The 15,869-nt window shown below is 72.8% G+C and carries 12 protein-coding genes and 1 riboswitch; of the genes, 4 read left to right on the top strand and 8 right to left on the bottom strand.

Annotated elements, in window-relative coordinates; genetic code table 11:
• Positions 1 to 514 precede the first annotated feature (514 nt).
• Together ABZ714_RS28050 and ABZ714_RS28045 are read left to right on the top strand one after the other, a co-directional pair.
• A complete protein-coding gene (locus tag ABZ714_RS28050; protein ID WP_358828133.1) occupies positions 515 to 1,222 on the top strand; it encodes a carbonic anhydrase in 708 nt (235 codons plus the stop codon).
• Positions 1,223 to 1,505: 283 nt separating this feature from the next.
• Positions 1,506 to 3,203, top strand: coding sequence for a VanW family protein (locus ABZ714_RS28045; protein ID WP_358828132.1), 1,698 nt, complete (start codon positions 1,506 to 1,508; stop codon positions 3,201 to 3,203).
• Positions 3,204 to 3,426: 223 nt separating this feature from the next.
• Here ABZ714_RS28045 and ABZ714_RS28040 read toward each other — a convergent pair whose 3' ends face one another.
• Together ABZ714_RS28040 and ABZ714_RS28035 are read right to left on the bottom strand one after the other, a co-directional pair.
• Positions 3,427 to 4,404, bottom strand: a complete 978-nt coding sequence (locus tag ABZ714_RS28040) for a zinc-binding dehydrogenase (protein ID WP_358828131.1) — start codon at positions 4,402 to 4,404, stop codon at positions 3,427 to 3,429.
• A 149-nt stretch (positions 4,405 to 4,553) separates the two neighbouring features.
• Positions 4,554 to 5,402: a sulfurtransferase gene (locus ABZ714_RS28035; protein WP_358828130.1), complete on the bottom strand. Its 849-nt coding sequence runs from the start codon at positions 5,400 to 5,402 to the stop codon at positions 4,554 to 4,556.
• A 345-nt stretch (positions 5,403 to 5,747) separates the two neighbouring features.
• On the opposite strand from ABZ714_RS28035, the gene ABZ714_RS28030 reads away from it, so the two are divergent.
• On the top strand, positions 5,748 to 6,545 hold the full coding sequence (locus ABZ714_RS28030; protein WP_358828129.1) for a VOC family protein: 798 nt from the start codon (positions 5,748 to 5,750) through the stop codon (positions 6,543 to 6,545).
• A 96-nt stretch (positions 6,546 to 6,641) separates the two neighbouring features.
• On the opposite strand, the gene ABZ714_RS28025 is transcribed toward ABZ714_RS28030, so the two are convergent.
• The 4 genes from ABZ714_RS28025 to ABZ714_RS28010 all read right to left on the bottom strand — a co-directional run bounded on the left by ABZ714_RS28025 (position 6,642) and on the right by ABZ714_RS28010 (position 12,621).
• Complete coding sequence (locus ABZ714_RS28025) at positions 6,642 to 7,292, bottom strand: thymidine kinase (protein ID WP_358828128.1); 651 nt, start codon at positions 7,290 to 7,292, stop codon at positions 6,642 to 6,644.
• A gap of 104 nt (positions 7,293 to 7,396) precedes the next feature.
• Positions 7,397 to 8,599, bottom strand: coding sequence for a nucleotide pyrophosphatase/phosphodiesterase family protein (locus ABZ714_RS28020; protein ID WP_358828127.1), 1,203 nt, complete (start codon positions 8,597 to 8,599; stop codon positions 7,397 to 7,399).
• Positions 8,599 to 9,186: a DUF5998 family protein gene (locus ABZ714_RS28015; RefSeq protein WP_358828126.1), complete on the bottom strand. Its 588-nt coding sequence runs from the start codon at positions 9,184 to 9,186 to the stop codon at positions 8,599 to 8,601. Before ABZ714_RS28015 ends, ABZ714_RS28020 begins: the two co-directional genes overlap by 1 nt.
• Before the next feature lie 57 nt (positions 9,187 to 9,243).
• Complete coding sequence (locus ABZ714_RS28010) at positions 9,244 to 12,621, bottom strand: GNAT family N-acetyltransferase (protein WP_358828125.1); 3,378 nt, start codon at positions 12,619 to 12,621, stop codon at positions 9,244 to 9,246.
• Positions 12,622 to 12,866: 245 nt separating this feature from the next.
• Here ABZ714_RS28010 and ABZ714_RS28005 point away from each other — a divergent pair, with 245 nt between their 5' ends.
• Positions 12,867 to 13,148, top strand: coding sequence for an HPr family phosphocarrier protein (locus ABZ714_RS28005; protein ID WP_358828124.1), 282 nt, complete (start codon positions 12,867 to 12,869; stop codon positions 13,146 to 13,148).
• Positions 13,149 to 13,455: 307 nt separating this feature from the next.
• Here the strand turns inward: ABZ714_RS28005 and ABZ714_RS28000 are convergent, their stop codons facing one another.
• On the bottom strand, positions 13,456 to 14,220 hold the full coding sequence (locus tag ABZ714_RS28000; RefSeq protein WP_358828123.1) for a GntR family transcriptional regulator: 765 nt from the start codon (positions 14,218 to 14,220) through the stop codon (positions 13,456 to 13,458).
• A 269-nt stretch (positions 14,221 to 14,489) separates the two neighbouring features.
• A complete protein-coding gene (locus ABZ714_RS27995) occupies positions 14,490 to 15,317 on the bottom strand; it encodes a M23 family metallopeptidase (RefSeq protein ID WP_358828122.1) in 828 nt (275 codons plus the stop codon).
• A 12-nt stretch (positions 15,318 to 15,329) separates the two neighbouring features.
• A riboswitch (cyclic di-AMP (ydaO/yuaA leader) is annotated at positions 15,330 to 15,494 on the bottom strand.
• Positions 15,495 to 15,869: the final 375 nt, after the last annotated feature.

The following is a 15,869-nucleotide window of genomic DNA, read 5'->3' as shown; positions in this document are numbered from 1 at the left end:
GATGAAATCCCCGTTCAGGGCCGGGACGTCGTCGGATTCCGAGGTGTCAGGTCGAAATCCGGCCACGGCAGGGGCCATCTATATCCAAACCCGGCGGACTTAATCACCGGCCGATGTTTCCCTGGCTGAAATCCCATGAAGCCGTACTGGAATGAGCGTTCGTCCAGCATCGGCGGAGACATTGGATCATGTCTCCGCAGCGTCCACCGGGAAGCGGAACCGGAAGGACGTCATCCTTCTGTCCCGGGCGGAATGTCCGTCACCGCACCGGCGCCGGAACGTCGTTCCAGTCCGGTCATCACGTGCTCATCACGTGCTTACCTAACAACCGCCCCATCCAGCACATAACGCCTTGACGTAAATGATCGCTCACAAAAGGGGGTTGGGCCGCCTAGATTTTCGAAACATGAAAGACGCAGAAAAGAACCAGTCAACAAACCAGCAAGACTTGGCAAAGCCGCTTGCGAACGGAAGTCGTCGCGGGATTCTCCGTGGCCTGGTCGCGGGTGGTCTGGTGGCCGGAACCGGACTGACCCTCGGCGGTGCCGGCCCCGCGGCCGCCGCGACACCCGGAGGTCTTCCACGGGGGACGCGGAGCACTTCGGGAGCACAGACCCTCCTCGCGCCCACCAGCCCCGCCCTGGCCGAGGCGGAACTGATGGCGGGCAACGGCCGCTGGGCCGGCCAGACCCAGACACATCCGAACGAGACCGCCGCCCGGCGAAACGAAGTCGCCACCACCGGCCAGAAGCCCTGGGCGATGATCGTGAGCTGTATCGACTCCCGGGTGCCGCCGGAGCTGATATTCGACCAGGGCCTCGGCGACCTCTTCGTCAGCCGGACCGCCGGTCCCGTAATCGACGAAGCGGTACTGGCCAGCGCCTCCTACGCGGCCAGCAAGTCGTATGTGAAGCTCATCGTCGTCCTGGGGCACGAGGGCTGCGGAGCGGTCGACTACGCCATCGGCCGGGAGGACGGCAGCCCCGCCTACCCGCCGCCCCACCCCGTGTATCTGGAATGGCTGTACGCCCACATCAGGCCCATCATCCCCCCGGCGGGCACAGCCAACCGGACCGAGCTGACCATCGAGCGGAACACCAAGCGCGTCCGGGACCAGTTGCTCGGCGAGGCGGACGTGGCCGCCCGGGTGTCGGCCGGGTCGCTCAATGTGATCGGCGCCCGGTACGACCTCAACACCTGGACCGTCACCAAGGTCGTCTGACCGTCCCCGACCACCGACCGGTGTGCCGTTGTCCCCCCTCGGCGCACCGGTCGGCTTTTCCGGCGCATCCGCACCGGCGGCAACCGGCGCCGACCAGCGGAAACCCTTGCAGGGCCGGGGTTTCGCACACCCCCCGCGGGTACCCCGGGGACGGATCAGGGATATCCGAAAGGTAGGATTATTTACCGTTCCCTTAGCCACGCGTCGGTAACGTCCTCAGCGCTCAATACCCTGGCCGGGTCGCGTCCGGCCGGACGTACCGCTCTTCCCCGGGGGGTCCCCTTTGCTCCGCCGAATACATCCCGCCGCTCTCGTGGGCGGGGCCGTCGTCCTGGGTACGGGCGCCCTGTACGTCACGGGGCTGCTGGTCACCGGCGACGAGGTACCCGGCGGCACCTCCGTCCGGGGCGTGGCGATCGGCGGGCTCAGCGAGTCCGAGGCGCGGGCCAAGCTGGACAAGGACCTGGCCGCGCTCGCCGCCGCTCCCGTCGCCGTGACGGTCGGCGACAAGAAGGACACCGTCAGCCCGGCGGCGGCCGGACTCTCCTTCGACACCGCGAAGACCGCGGCCGAGGCGACCCGCTCCGACAAGGACCCGTTCACGGTCATCGGCAATCTCTTCTCCTCCGGCGGCGGCGCCGTCGAGCCCGTGGTGACCATGGACGAGGAGAAGGCGAAGGCCGCCCTCGACGCCCTGGCGAAGAAGCACGACCGCGAGATGCGCAACGGGGGCATCACCTTCGACAAGGGCCGGGCCAAGGAGACCCCTTCCGTGACCGGCCAGTCGCTGAACGTCGACAAGTCGGTCGGGGAGCTGCGGACGGCCTTCTCCGACGGCGCGTCCGGCGGCCCGGCGGACCTCCCCGTGAAGGAGACCGCGCCGAAGACGGACGCGGCGGAGATCGAGCGGGTGATGCGCGAGTTCGCCGAGCCCGCGATGTCCGAGCCGGTCACGCTCACCACGGGCGGCAAGAAGATCACGGTCACCACCGGCGCCATCGGCCGCGCCCTGACCATCGCGCCCGGCGCGGACGGCAAGCTGGCGCCGAAGCTGGACGGCGCGAAGCTGCTCAAGGACGGGATCATGGCTCCCCGGATCGCCGCCGCGACGAACGAGGCGAAGGACGCCACCCTGCGGCTGAGCGGCGGCCGGGTCGAGGTCGCGGCGGACGGCACCCCCGGCCGCGAGATAGACGCCAAGGGCCTCACCGCCGCCGTCATGCCGCTGCTGACCAAGGAGGGCGCCGAGGCCAGGACGGGCGAGGTGGCCACGGTCGTCACCCAGCCGAAGCTGACCCGGGAGAGCGTCGCCGCGATGGGTCTCACGGAGACGGTGTCGTCCTTCACCGCGAACTTCGAGACCGCCGCCTACCGCACCACGAACATCGGCCGGGCCGCCGAGTTGATCAACGGCTCGACGGTGCTGCCGGGCGAGACCTGGAGCTTCAACGACACGGTCGGCGAGCGGACCCCGGAGAACGGGTTCGTCGACGGCATCATCATCCTCAACGACAAGTACACGAAGGCGGCGGGCGGCGGCGTCTCGACCGTGGCCACCGCGGTCTTCAACGCGATGTTCTTCGCCGGGGTCAAGCCCGTCGAGTACGGCGCCCACTCCTTCTACATCGAGCGCTACCCGGAGGGCCGGGAGGCCACCGTCGCCTGGGGCAGCCTCGACCTCCGCTTCAAGAACGACACCGGCAAGGCCATCCAGATCCTCGCCGGCGCCGACAACGACTCGGTGACGGTGACCTTCGTCGGGACGAAGAAGTACGACGAGATCAAGGCGGAGAAGGGCGAGCGCACCAATGTGAAGGAGCCCGGCACCCGCCCCGGCGCGAAGAAGGACTGCCAGCCGCAGACCCCGCTGGAGGGCTTCGACGTCACGGTCCAGCGGATCTTCATCGACAACGGCCAGGAGGTGAAGCGGGAACCGTTCAAGACCCGCTACACCCCCCGCGACGAGGTCACCTGCGACTGACCCCCTTCAAAGGCGCGGCACTTCCGACCTCTACGGGGTCGGAAGTGCCGTCTTCCGCAAGGGCAGTGCGCGGGGGAGCTTTTCAGGGGCGCTGGGAGTCCCCCCACGCCGCCAGACGTAGGGGGAGGAACCGCGCGAACGGCCCACCACGGCCCGCGGCCGGCGAACAACCCCGCGGCCCGGGCCCCTCCCCGCCCCCCTGAAGCCCCCGGCGCACCCGCGCCTACGGCACCAGGACGACCTTCCCCGTCGTCGCCCGCTCCTCCAGCGCCGCGTGCGCGGCCGCCGCCTCCGCCAGCGGAAACGCGTGGACCGCCGGGACCAGCCGCCCCTCCGCCGCGGCGGCCAGCGCCGTGGCCTGGAACTCCCGGTCCCGGTCGCGGTGCTCCAGCAGATAGGCGAGGGCGTCGTCATGGACGATCCGCCGCGCGGCCAGGTCCGCCTCGTCCGGCAGCCACTGCGCCCCGGAGGCGTCGCCGATGGTCACATAGCGGCCGCCGTCGGCGACCAGCCCCAGCGCGTCCCGGGCCGCTTCCCCGCCGACCCCGTCCAGCAGGGCCGTCACCGTACGTCCGCCGATCGCGTCGGCGACCCGCGCGGTCCAGCCGTCGGCCCGGTAGTCGACGGCGACGTCCGCGCCCAGTTCGCGTACCACCGCGACCTTCGCGGCACCGCCCGCGAGGCCCACGACCCGGGCCCCGAGCCCGATCGCGTACTGGACGGCCAACTGCCCGACCCCGCCGGCCGCCGAGGTGATCAGGACGGTGTCGTCGGCGGTGAGGGCGGCTCGTTCGAGGAACGACACCGCCGTCGCGCCGGTGACGACCATCGCCACGGCCGCCTCATGGTCCAGCCCCTCGGGTACGGGGTGGACGGCCGTGAGGTCGGCGACGGCGAGTTCGGCATAGCCGCCCGGCTTGCCCGCCGAGGTCACCACGGGCCGCCCGACCCAGGAGGAATCCACCCCGGAGCCCACGGATTCGACGACCCCAGACACCTCTCCCCCGAGTACGGCGGGCAGTTCGGGTGTCCACGGCAGCGGATTGAACTCGGGGCCGCGCCGCAGCATGGTCTCCACGAGATGGACCCCGGCGGCCCGGACGGCGATCCGGACCTGCCCGGGGCCGGGCTCGGGGTCGGGCACGGTCTCGTACCGCAGATTGCCGGCGGAACCGAAGGCATGGAGGACGGCGGCGCGCATGGAGGTCTCCCGTAGGTCGTGATCTTCACTGACCCGGCCAGCCTCTTACCTCAAGTTCGATTGAGGTCAAGCGGACGGCGTACGGAACAGGCGGCGTACGGAACTCCGCCGCACCGCCGCGCCCCGCGCCCGCCTCGCGTCAGTCCGTATCAGCCCCGTTCCGCACCTGTCGCCACCGGCCGGGCGGGGTCGCGGGACCACTCGGACCAGGAGCCCGCGTACAGCGCGGGCACGAACCCGGCGAGTTCGAGCGCGAGAGCCTGCTGGGCCCCCGAGACGCCGGAGCCGCAGTAGACCCCGACCTCCGTACCCGGTTCCGCCGCGCCGAGCGCCGTGAACCGGGCGGTCAGCGCCTCCGCCGCCAGGAAACGCCCTTCGGCGTCCAGATTCTCCGTGGTCGGCGCCGAGGCCGCGCCCGGGATGTGCCCGGCGACCGCGTCGATCGGCTCGACCTCGCCCCGGTACCGCTCCCCCGCCCGGGCGTCCAGCAGCAGCCCGGACCGGGCGAACTCCCCCGCCGTGTCCGCCGTCAGCAGCGGCAGCCCGCCGGGCCTCGGCACGAAGTCGCCCGGCTCCGGTTCGGGCGCCGATGTCTCCAGCGGCCCGCGCCAGGCGCCGAGCCCGCCGTCGAGGACGCGCACATCGGCATGGCCGGTCCACCGCAGCAGCCACCAGACCCGGGCCGCGCCCCACCCCTTGTCCCCGTCGTACGCGACGACGGGCCGGTCCGCCGAGACCCCGGCCCGCCGCATCACCGCGCCGAACTCCGCCGGATCCGGCAGCGGATGGCGGCCCCGCTCCCCGGGGGTTCCGGCGAGTTCCGCGTCGAGGTGGACGAAGACCGCGCCCGGGATGTGCCCGGCGTCGTAGTCGGGACGGCCGTGCGGACCGCCCAGTCGGTAACGGACGTCGAGCAGCACCGGCGGCCGGGGCCCGGCGAGGGCCTCGGCGAGTTCCGCGGCGGAGACGATCGGACGGGAGGACGGGGTCGCGTTCATGGGTCCATCCTGGCGCACCGCGCGCCGGAGCGTCCCGTTCCACCGCCCTCCGGCGCCTTCCGGAGCGTTCCGTTCAGCTCTCGCGCCCGGCACCGGGGGAACCGTCGCAGCGGCTGCCGACCCATGGCGCAACCCCTAAAACTCAACAAAGCGGGCAACCTCCATCGGGAACCCGCCAAATGCGGCGCGGCCGGGGCGTCACCGGCTCCGCTGAGTGGAAACATGCGCACGGGGCGTGCGGCCGTGCACACACGACGGACACGGCGCACGTCCGCGGGCCGTTACCACTGGCCCCTGCTTCCATCCCCCGCACGGCCACCACGATGGTCCGAGGAGAGAATGACGATGACCGAGGCGACTCGGCGTGCTCCCGGTTCACCCTGCTGGGTGAGTCTGATGGCGCACGGCCTTGACGCGACCATGGATTTCTACGGCGGGCTGTTCGGCTGGGAGTTCCACCCAGGTCCACGACAGCTCGGCCCCTATGTCCGTGCGCTGATCGACGGCAAGGAGGTGGCGGGCGTCGGGCGGCTGCCCGCCGATCCCCGGCTCCAGGTCGCTTGGACGCCCTATCTGGCCACGCCGGATGTGGATCGTACGGCCGAGGCGCTGCGCTGTTGCGGCGGCACGGTCGGGGTGGGGCCGCTGGACGCGGAGGACTCCGGACGGCTGGCGATCGTCACGGACACGGCGGGTTCGGTGTTCGGGCTCTGGCAGGCCGCCGGGCATCTCGGCATCGCGGCCGGCGGCGCCCACGGCACACCGGTGTGGAACGAGCTGGTGACGGCGGAGACGGCGGCGGTCCTGAAGTTCTACCGGACGGTCTTCGGCTATCAGGAGTCACGGGATCCCGGGGCCGCCGACCACGGCGACCGGGACGAAGGACCGGCGGACTATGTGACCCTCGTCCGGGACGGGCTGCCGGTGGCCGCGCTGCGCGGGGTCGGCAAGGACCTGCCCCGGGACCGGGGTTCGCACTGGGTGACCTGGTTCGAGGTGGACGACGTGGACACGGCCGTGGAACGGGTCGCCGAGCTGGGCGGACGTGTGGTGGCCCCGCCGGCGGCCGGGGCCAGGGGCCGCCGGGCGACCGTGACGGACCCGGAGGGCGCGGTGTTCAATCTGGTCAGTTCGGGCCGCTGAGCCCGCCTACCCGTACCGTGCCCGCCGCTCCGGCCGGGCACGGTACGGGTCCGCTTCCGGGATCTCCGACCGGACCGGACGTCCGTCGACGGGACGTCAGACGTGGTTGACCGGCAGGACGTCCGGCGAGAGCGACGCGGCCCGGGCGGACGCGGACGTCATCCGGCGGCGGTGGTGCCGACGGCAGAGGACCTCGTAGCCGACCTCCTCCGCCGGACGGTTCACATCGCCGACGACCACCTGTTCGCCCTCGACCACCATCTCCCCGCCGACCGTCCGGGCGTTGTGGGTGGCACGCGCCCCGCACCAGCACAGGGCCTCGACCTGGAGCTGTTCGATCCGGTCGGCGAGTTCGATCAGCCGCTGCGAGCCGGGGAAGAGCCTGGTCCGGAAGTCCGTGGTGATACCGAAGGCGAAGACGTCCATATCGAGGTCGTCCACGATCCTGGCGAGCTGGTCGATCTGCTCCGGGGCGAGGAACTGCGCCTCGTCCACGATCACATAGTCCGCCTTGCCGCCCGCCGACAGCTCACGGACCAGATAGCCGTAGACGTCCATCGTGTCGGTGACCTCGACGGCGTCCGTCACCAGGCCCAGCCGGGAGGAGAGTTTGCCCTCGCCCGCACGGTCCCGGCGGGTGAAGATCACCCCTTGGAGGCCGCGCGCGGACCGGTTGTGGGTGATCTGGAGGGCGAGTGTGCTCTTTCCACAGTCCATGGTTCCGGAGAAAAAGACCAGCTCGGACATGGGTGGTTGAGAACCTTTCGGCGATCGTGGGCAGCCGGGCGTCCGGGCGGGAGACCGTCCGGCGAAGCCGTGCGACATACAGCGGAGAAGGGGGAGCGACGGGTTCAGGAACGGATCTCGACCAGCGGGACCAGTTGCTCTGCGGGCGTCATGGAGCCGTGCATTCCGGCGAGCGCCGACTCCAGCGGCTCATGGACGGAAGCGGTGATGGCGAGATCGTCGCAGGCGGCGGCGATCACATCGCCGATCCGGCCGTACACCCGCTCGTCGACGGCCGGGCCGAACCAGCCCGCCGCGATCGCCTCCTCCCGGCTCGCCACCCAGAAGCGGTCGCCCAGCACCTCGCGCCAGACGGTCAGTACGTCGGCCTCGGCGCCCGGGACGGCGTAGACATGGCGGGCCCGGCCCTCGCCGCCCAGCAGGGCGACCCCGGCCCGCAGCTCCCAGTCCTCGTCGAAGTCGATCCGGGACTCCTCGTCGAACGGGATGTCGATCATGCCGTGGTCGGCGGTGACATAGAGCGCCGAACGCGCGGGAAGCTGTTCGGCCAGCCGCTGGACCAGCCGGTCGGCATGGGAGAGCTGACCTCGCCAGGCGTCGGAGTCCACCCCGTAGCGGTGGCCCATGCCGTCGACGTCGCTGTAGTACGTATAGACGAGGGAGCGGTCCCCGGCGGCCAGCTGCTCGGCCGCGAGGTCCATCCGCTCCTCGCCGCTCAGCCTGCCGTGGAACGTTCCGCCGCTGAGCGCGATCCGGGTCAGCGGGGTGTGCTCGAAGAGGGGCGACGACACCTGTGCCGTATGGACCCCGGCGGCGTCGGCGAGGCCGAACACCGTGGGATGCGGCTGCCAGGCGTGCGGATCGGTGTACGGCTTCCAGCGGAGCTGGTTCATCAGGGCGCCGGTGCCGGGGTCGCGGACGGTGTAGCCGGGCAGTCCGTGCCGGCCGGGCGGGAGCCCGGTACCGACGGAGGCGAGGGAGGTCGCCGTCGTGGCCGGGAATCCGGCGGTGATCGGCCGTCCCGTACCGCCCCTGGAGGTATGGAGCAGGGAGAAGAGGAACGGGGCCTGGTCCGGATGGTTGCGGATCTGCTCCCAGCCGAGGCCGTCGATCAGGAAGACCGCGACCCGGTCGGCGGGCAGCAGCTCCGGTATCGCGGCGGTGAGACCGGGGACCCCGAGGCCCGCGGCGAGCGTCGGCAGCAGATCGGCGAGCGACCCGGAGCCGTACTCGGGCACCGGCGCGCTGCCGACGGCGAGCGGCTGGGGTTCGTCGGGCCAGTAGGCGGCCGTGTCGGGCTGGGCCATCAGCGGGCAGTCGCCGCGGTGGCCTCGGAGAGCGCCTGGGCGAAGGCGAGGGTCTGCCGGACGGTGTCCGGGCCGTCGCCCGCCTCGCTGACCCGCAGGCTGAGGTCGTCGGCGGTGGAGTTGCCGGTATAGCCGTGGTCGGCGTCGCAGTTCGGGTCGCCGCAGGCGGCGGGCTCCAGATCCAGCCGCGAGACGGCGCCCCAGCCGATGGTGAGGACGACCTCGCGCGGCAGGGTGCCGGGGGTGTACGACTCGGGGTTGGCGACGACCCGGCTGACCACGACGGACGAGATCCGGTCCAGCTTCACGGACTCGGTGGAGGTGGTCGCGTACGGCGTCGGGGAGCTGGAGTCGGCGGCCTGCTCGTCGGTGTGGCTGACGATGAACCGGTTGGCCGTGAGCACCAGGACGGTCACATGGCGGCGGACCTCGTTGGCGTCGAACGTCGTCTCCTGGTGTACCAGGTACGAGGCGATCTGCTCACCGCCGACGGAAGCCTCCACCGCCTCTGCCACGAGAGCCGGGTAGTAGCCGCTGCGCTCGATCGCCGCGCGCAGCCCCTGGGTCGTCGTACCGGTCTTCGCCATGTGGTCCATCCTACGGGCCCCGGGGGGTGGGGAACGCTCGGTGGTGTCGGGGAGTGGTCAGTAGCCGGGAAGTCTGCGGGGGCCGAGGTCGGTGGGGACGGGGGTGGGCGCGAGCCGTACCGAAGCGCCCAGGACGGAAAGGCCGCGACGCGCCACGACGACGGGTTCCAGACTGATTCCGACGACCTCCGGGTGATCGTCGAGCAGTCGTGATACGCGCAGCAGCAGCTCTTCCAGCGCCGCCGTGTCGACGGGGGCCGAGCCGCGCCAGCCGAACAGCAGGGGGGCGGTACGGATGGAGCGGATCTGGCCCGCCGCGTCCCGGTCGGTGACCGGGACGAGCCGGTGCGCGGTGTCGCCGAGCAGTTCGGACGCGACGCCCGCGAGCCCGAAGGAGAGATAGGGGCCGACGGCCGGGTCGACCACGGCCCGGACCACCGTGTCGACCCCGCGCGGCGCCATGGCCTGGACGACCGGGCGCAGCTCGACGGGCTTGCCGAGCAGTTCGGTCAGCTCCCGGTAGGCGCGGCGGAGCTGGGCCTCGCCGCCCAGGTCGAGCCGGACGCCGCCGAGGTCGGAGCGGTGCCGCAGATGGGGTGCGGTGGTCTTGAGGGCGACCGGGTAGCCCAGCCGTTCGGCCGCCCGGGCCGCCTCGTCGGGGTCGGGCGCGGGCAGGGCGCGGCGTACCCGGATGCCGTACGCGGCCAGCAGGGCGCGGGTGTCCCCGGCGTCGAGGGTGACACCGCGCGGACCGGTGTCCCCGGCGAGCACCCCGGCGATCAGCTCCCCGGCCCGGCCCTCGTCGATGTCCTCGTACTCGGGGACCTTGCCGCCCTCGGCCGCCTCGCGCCGCCACTGTCCGTATTTGACGGCCTCGGCGAGGGCGCGGACGGCCCGCTCGGCGGCGGGATAGGCGGGGATTCCCCGGGGCGGTCCTTCGACGGCGGGGCCGGGGGTTCCGGCATCGGCGGGTCCGGCCGGGGCGGCGGACGGGGCTTTGCTGGTGGCGTCGGCGGGGGCGGGGTTGTCGCCGGAGCGCGCCGGAGCGGGCGCGGCGGTACGACCGGTCGCGGGACCGGCACCGGCACCGGCACCGGTCGGAGCGGCGGCACCGGCGGGGGCGGCACCGGTCGGGGCCGGGGTGGCGTCGTCGTCCGGCGCGGGCGCTTGCGCGGGCGGGTGCGGGCGGGTGCCGGTCGCCGCCGCGAGGGCGGACGCCAGGCCCCCGAGTTCGACCTGGACGACCGCGACCGGCTTCGCGGGCGCGGTGGTCGCCGCCTCGCGCAGGGCCGCCGCCAGGTCGCCCCCGTCACCGGAGTCGGTCGCTCCGTTCTCCCGTACCCAGGGGATCGCCGTGACCACGACCGCGTCGCAGTCGTCGGCGGCCAGCGCCCGGGCCAGGGCGGCCCTGAAGTCCGCGGGCGCGGCACCGGTCGTGAGATCGAGCGGCGGCAGCGGGCGCAGGCCCTCGGCGAGACAGGCGTCGTAGGTGAGCAGACCGAGGGATTCGGAGTTGCCGAGGATCGCGACGCGCGGCCCGCGGGGCAGCGGCTGCCCGGCGAGCAGCAGGCCGACGTCGACGAGTTCGGTGACGGTGTCGACCCGGATCACACCCGCCTGGCGGAGCAGGGCGTCGACGGCGGCGTCGGGGATCCGGGGGGTGGGGACCGCGTGGCCGGGGGGCTCGCTGCCGCTGTGGCGGGCGCCCTTGACCACGACGACGGGCTTCACGGCGGCGGTGCGGCGGGCGAGCCGGGTGAACTTGCGCGGATTGCCGATGGACTCCAGATAGAGGAGGGCGACATCGGTATCGGGGTCCTCGTACCAGTACTGGAGGATGTCGTTGCCGGAGACGTCCGCGCGGTTGCCGGACGACACAAACGTAGAAAGGCCGGCGAGGCCGGCGAGGCCGGCGAGGGCGGTGGCGGGGGTCGGCCCGGCGGGGTCCTCGGAGCCGTCCGGCCGCGCGGGGCCCGTACCGCCGGGGCCGTGGAGCCCGGTCGCCCCGGCTCCCCGCCGGTGCAGCGCCGCCAGCAGCGCGATACCGATCGCACCGGACTGGGTGAAGAGGCCGATCCGGCCGGGTGCGGGGGCGTGCGGGGCGAGGGACGCGTTCAGACGTACGGAGTCCGCCGTATTGATGATCCCGAACGAGTTCGGGCCGATGATCCGCATCCCGTACGAACGCGCCTGCCGGACCAGCTCCCGCTGGCGCTCCCGTCCGGCCGCGCCGGTCTCGGCGTATCCGGCGCTGAGTACGACGAGGCCCCGGACGCCCGCCTCACCGCAGTCGGCGACCACCTCGGGCACCCGCTCGGCGGGCACCGCGACGATCGCGAGATCGACCGGCGGCCCGGCGGTGCCGCCACCGGCCGCCGGGTCGGTCCCGGCGCCCGGACGGGCGCCCGAACCGGCGTTTGATCCGGCGTTTGATCCGGCGCCCGAACCGGCGCCTGATCCGGTGATCTCCGTGACCGAGCGGTACGCGGGCACGCCGTCGACGTCGAGCCGGTCGGCGGGGAAGGCCCGGTTCACCGCGTAGGCCCGGCCCGTATATCCCCCCGCGATCAGATCGCTCAGCACCGTACGGCCCAGACCGCCCGGCGCTCGTCCGACCCCGACGACCGCGACACCGCGCGGCGCCAGCAGCCGCTGTACGGAACGCGACTCGGCCCGGTACTCGCGGGCGCGCTGGACGGCGACGGACTCGGCGGTCGGTTCGAGGTCGAGGGAGAGATGGACGGTGCCGTCCTCGAAGCTGCGGCGCTGCGTGTACCCGGCGTCCCGGAACACCTTGATCATCTTGTTGTTGGCGGGCAGTACCTCGGCGGCGAACCGCCGGATGCCGCGCTCCCGGGCCACCGCCGCGATGTGTTCGAGCAGGGCGGAGGCGATCCCGCGCCCCTGGTGCGCGTCCTGCACCAGGAACGCCACCTCGGCGGCGTCGGCGGGCGCGCTCGCGGGCCGCCCGTGCCGGTCGATGCGGTCGTAGCGGACGGTCGCGACGAACTCGTCCCCGACGGTGACGGCCAGCCCGACCCGGTCCACGAAGTCGTGGTGGGTGAAGCGGTGGACGTCCTTGGCGGAGAGATGGGGATAGGGCGCGAAGAAACGGTAGAACTTCGACTCGTCCGAGACCTGCTCGTAGAAGTCGACGAGCCGCTCGCCGTCGGTGGCGGTGATGGGCCGGATCCGGGCGGTCGCGCCGTCGCGCAGCACGATGTCGGCCTCCCAGTGGTCGGGGTACGCGTGCTCCGGCGCGCCGTCGCCGTCCGCTCCCGCCCCCTGACCGGACTCGGCCCCGGGTCCCGGACCGGACTCGGCCCCGGCCGGGGACTCCCTGGCCGGGGGCTCCCCGGCCCTCGGCCGGCTGCCGTCCGACCCGCCGGAATCCGGTCGCCCGTTCTCCCGCTCGGCACCCCGTTCGGTCTGCATGGCAGAAAGCGTACGGCGCGGCCCCGCGGCACGGGACACATGGGGACTCACCGGTACTCGCCGACCCCACCCGGCCCCGCGCCCGCCGCCGCGACACGGCCCGGTCACGGTTCGCGACGGACGCCCCGGCGGGGCACTCTGGGTGGCACGACCGCGCCCCGGCGGTCGGCACGAGCACCCGGGGCGTCGTGAGACACTGACCGGGAACTGGTCTAGACAACCACTGAGATTTGAAGGGCAACACCATGGCTGAGCGCCGCGTCAACGTCGGCTGGGCCGAGGGCCTTCACGCCCGTCCCGCCTCCATCTTCGTCCGTGCCGCCACGGCCTCCGGCGTTCCGGTCACGATCGCCAAGGCCGACGGCTCCCCGGTGAACGCCGCCTCCATGCTGGCCGTGCTCGGCCTGGGCGCCCAGGGCGGCGAGGAGATCGTGCTCGCCTCCGACGCCGAGGGTGCCGACGCCGCGCTCGACCGCCTGGCGAAGCTGGTCGCCGAAGGCCTCGAGGAGCTGCCGGAGACGGTCTGAGCCGACTCCGCGACTCCCGCGTCCGGCCGTCCGGCTCCGCCACGGCCTCCGGCGCGCTCCGGAATTCCCCGCCGAATCGGCGCTCCCGGAATTCTCAGGCGCTGATCCCCCGCCCGGGGATCAGCGCCTGATGTGTTTTCACCGCACGACCGGCGAAAACGCAGAACCCGGCCGCGGTCCGTCGCCGGGAATCATCGGGAATGCCATCGGAAATATGGCACGACTCCTTTATACGGGAGCCGTGTTAAATACGGCCGCATTCCATGTTGCCGAAATGTTGCGGCCTCCCGGCCGCGGCGCGACCGCCTCAGGCCGGCCCCCGCGCCCCCACCCGGGCGGCCCCGCCGGTACCCGCCGCCGAACGCCCCCTCGCCCGCGGGCGGCCCCGGACCGGCGGCCGCTCCGCCACCGGCGGCCGTTCGAAGGCGTCGTCCGGCGCGCCCGGCCCGCAGAGCCGGTGGAGTCCGGCGGCCCGCTCCGTGTGCAGGGCCGTCAGGGCCCGGGCCCGCTCGGCGTCGCCGCGCCCCACCGCGTCCACGATCGCCGCGTGCTCGGCCCAGCACTCGGCGGACCGCCCGTGAGCCGACTCCACCAGATACATCCAGGCGATCTTCCGCCGGACCGGGTTGAGCAGCGCGATCAGCCCCGGGCTGCCGGACGCCTCGGCGAGGGTGTCGTGGAACCAGGCGTCCAGCGCCTGCGGATCCCCCGCCCGGCCGCCGCCGTCCGCCCACTCCCGCCCCAGCCGGACCAGTCCGCGCAGGACCCGCAGATGGCCCTCCGTGCGGTGCCGGGCGGCCCGGGCGGCGGCCAGTGGTTCGAGCAGCGTACGGATCTCCAGCAGATCGGCCGCCTCCCGGCCGGTGGGCTCGGCGACCGACGCCCCGGCATGCCGCCGGGTGGTGACGAAGCCCTCGGCCCCCAGGGTCCGCAGCGCCTCGCGCACCGGGACCCGGGAGACTCCGTACCGCTGGGCGAGCTGTTCCTCGGTGAGTCTTTCGCCGCGCCGGAACACTCCGGAGACGATGTCGTCGCGAATCGCCCTGCAGACCGAATGCGCGGGAACCCGCATACCGTACCTCCGCCGTGGTCCGGGAAATCATCTACGGTTCTCATTTCCCCGCCGACTCTATGTCAGCCGATCGGGAATTCCGACTGTTCCCGATAGCCCGGCATCGCATTTCGGCCGACGGCGGCCGATTCCGTACGGCATGCCCCTGGCGAGCCGGGGCCGGAAACGCCGCGTGCCCCGGCGCGCACGGCGCCGGGGCACGGAAGGAAACAGGGGGACGGCTCACCCGGACGGGCCGGGCGGGCGCCCGCCGGGGCGGGGGCAGGGGGTCAGACCTTGACGCCCTTGGCCCGCAGGTAGGAGAGGGGGTCGACGTCCGACCCGTACTCCGCTCCGGTCCGGACCTCGAAGTGGAGGTGGGCCCCGGTCGAGTTGCCGGTGGAGCCCGCGCGGCCGATCTCCTGGCCGGGCATCACGGTCGCGCCCGCGGCGACCGACAGGGACGACATATGGGCGTACTGCGTGTAGGAGCCGTCCCGCATCTGGATCACGACGTTGTAGCCGTACGCGCCGCCCCAGCCCGCCTCGACGACGGTACCCGCGCCCACGGACACGATCTTCGTACCCGTGGAGGCGTGGAAGTCGATCCCGGTATGGCTGCCGGAGGACCAGAGGGAGCTGTTGGCCCGGTACGAGGTGGTGACCTCGGAACCGGCGACCGGCGACGTCCAGGTGGTGAGGAGCCGCTTGCGCTCGGCCTCGCGGGCCGCCCGCTCCCGGGCCTCGCGCTCCGCCTTCGCCCGCTCCTCCGCCTGCCGCTCGGCCTCCGCCTCCGCCTCGGCGCGGGCGATCGCCTCCTGCTTCTGGGCGTGCGCCTGGTCGGCGACCTGGGAGGCCAGCGTGTCGGGGCCGGAGAGCGTCCGCAGGGAGCCGGTGTCCTCGGCCGCCAGGATCTGGATCGAGCCGGTGTCCTCGGCGCTCAGGCCGCCCGTCTCGGGGCCCTGGTCGCGGCCGTCGTTGTCGGAGGCGAAGGCGGGGGCGGCGAAGGTGCCGATGACGCCGGTGGTGGCGAGGGTCGCCGCGCCGGCCAGGCTCGCGCTGCGGCGCGTCACACGGCTCGGGGCACGATGCTTCCCGTGGGATCGGGCGAACGCCATGAAAAGGCTGGTCCTTTCCTTCCTTCTCGCCTACCGGGTTAGCTGACGGGTTCGGAGAAGAGGAAGGTCTCCTACGGCTCCTCCGCGGGCTGCGAAGGCTCCGATTCACCCCAAGGGGAACATGGGTCCCCGGCTCCCCAGGGCTCGCGCCTGACGGGGACTCGGCGATGGCTGTCCGTGCCGCGGTTGCGGCGCCTGCCTGCGAACAGCCGGACCGACGCTAGGCGCGGCGCGTGTCGATCACCAAACAAACAGCCCTCTTTGTTGCTCATGCCACAGCACGTGTCGGTCAACTTCCCATCAAAACGGACAGCTGACGGGGCGACGGCCGCACCTCGGCTACCCGTTCGGCCCGTCTCCACCCCGGCCGGATCCCTCCCTCCGGATTCCGTCCACCGGGCCGGGCGGCCGGGTGGGACCGGTTCCCTGCGAACGACCGCGCCCCGGTCCCGTACGAGAGCGCCGGACCCCGTTTCCGTACGGGCACGACACGGCCCCGGTCCCGTACACGGATCCGTGCCGATGACCACGACACCGCTGATCCAGCGGCCC

It is taken from the genome of Streptomyces sp. NPDC006798 (assembly GCF_040635975.1).
Lineage (GTDB): Bacteria > Actinomycetota > Actinomycetes > Streptomycetales > Streptomycetaceae > Streptomyces.
Note: the sequence above shows the minus strand (reverse complement) of the source record. Positions and strands in the feature narration are given on the sequence as shown.

Excerpts from the sequence above, each read along its gene's own strand:
- ABZ714_RS28040 (WP_358828131.1), bottom strand. The coding sequence starts at position 4,404 with ATGCGCGCCGCCGTCCTCCATGCCTTCGGTTCCGCCGGCAATCTGCGG.
- ABZ714_RS28035 (WP_358828130.1), bottom strand. The coding sequence starts at position 5,402 with ATGAACGCGACCCCGTCCTCCCGTCCGATCGTCTCCGCCGCGGAACTC.
- ABZ714_RS28030 (WP_358828129.1), top strand. The coding sequence starts at position 5,748 with ATGACCGAGGCGACTCGGCGTGCTCCCGGTTCACCCTGCTGGGTGAGT.
- ABZ714_RS28025 (WP_358828128.1), bottom strand. The coding sequence starts at position 7,292 with ATGTCCGAGCTGGTCTTTTTCTCCGGAACCATGGACTGTGGAAAGAGC.
- ABZ714_RS28020 (WP_358828127.1), bottom strand. The coding sequence starts at position 8,599 with ATGGCCCAGCCCGACACGGCCGCCTACTGGCCCGACGAACCCCAGCCG.
- ABZ714_RS28015 (WP_358828126.1), bottom strand. The coding sequence starts at position 9,186 with ATGGCGAAGACCGGTACGACGACCCAGGGGCTGCGCGCGGCGATCGAG.
- ABZ714_RS28010 (WP_358828125.1), bottom strand. The coding sequence starts at position 12,621 with ATGCAGACCGAACGGGGTGCCGAGCGGGAGAACGGGCGACCGGATTCC.
- ABZ714_RS28005 (WP_358828124.1), top strand. The coding sequence starts at position 12,867 with ATGGCTGAGCGCCGCGTCAACGTCGGCTGGGCCGAGGGCCTTCACGCC.
- ABZ714_RS28000 (WP_358828123.1), bottom strand. The coding sequence starts at position 14,220 with ATGCGGGTTCCCGCGCATTCGGTCTGCAGGGCGATTCGCGACGACATC.
- ABZ714_RS27995 (WP_358828122.1), bottom strand. The coding sequence starts at position 15,317 with ATGGCGTTCGCCCGATCCCACGGGAAGCATCGTGCCCCGAGCCGTGTG.